Genomic DNA, 293 nt, shown 5'->3' on the forward strand with positions numbered 1-293 from the left:
ACCGGCACCTTTACCACCTGCACCCACGATGCCATCGGCACCGATCGTCTGGAGATCGACCTGGACGGCGGCAAGATTGTGGTTGACAACAGCAAGACCGCTCATGTCTACCACTACATCGATAAGGAAGGCAACCCCTGCACTGAGGATTACCTGAACGAGCACATGAGCATGATGGAAGTTGCCATGCTGACCAGCGGCATCGGTGCAGGCTCCAAGCTGTACACCGAAGAGACCTTTGAGAACAACGATGGCTGGGGCTTCCAGCACACCACCGTTATGCAGAACTTTGC

At 55.6% G+C, this 293-nt stretch carries 1 pseudogene; it reads left to right on the top strand.

Features of this window, described 5'->3' with window-relative positions:
• Window positions 1–293: pseudogene (locus P0G09_RS19810) on the top strand (gfo/Idh/MocA family oxidoreductase); the annotation flags it as partial.

It is taken from the genome of Faecalibacterium sp. DFI.5.82 (assembly GCF_029076575.1).
GTDB lineage: Bacteria > Bacillota > Clostridia > Oscillospirales > Ruminococcaceae > Faecalibacterium > Faecalibacterium duncaniae.